This is a genomic window from Hyphobacterium sp. SN044, assembly GCF_021864465.1.
In the GTDB taxonomy this organism is placed as follows: Bacteria; Pseudomonadota; Alphaproteobacteria; order Caulobacterales; family Maricaulaceae; genus Hyphobacterium.
In genome coordinates this window covers 1-281 of sequence record NZ_JAKKUV010000052.1, presented here as the reverse complement: position 1 = coordinate 281, position 281 = coordinate 1, and the positions used below count along the sequence as shown (strand labels likewise).

The following is a 281-nucleotide window of genomic DNA, read 5'->3' as shown; positions in this document are numbered from 1 at the left end:
CCGTCCAGCAGGTAGACGGCCTTGGCGCCACCGGGCTGGAACTGAACCTTGATCTCACGGCCCATCGACGCCGACGGCACCTGCAGGTACTCGACCGGAAGCCCGGGACGTGAGAAGGCGCCCGCAACCGGAGTCAGCGCCGTACCGCCGACGATGCCCGCCACACCGGGCAAGACTGCGACGGCCGTGGCCGCTACCGCAATCCGGCGCGCCGACTGACGCGCCAAGGCACCACGCATCTTCGAAAAGAGCTTCATTTACTTCGTTTTCCCATCTGTCTC

At 65.8% G+C, this 281-nt stretch carries 1 pseudogene; it reads right to left on the bottom strand.

The window, feature by feature from the left end:
- Nucleotides 1-257: pseudogene (locus L5876_RS14620) on the bottom strand (diacylglycerol acyltransferase/mycolyltransferase Ag85A); the annotation flags it as partial.
- Nucleotides 258-281 lie beyond the last annotated feature (24 nt).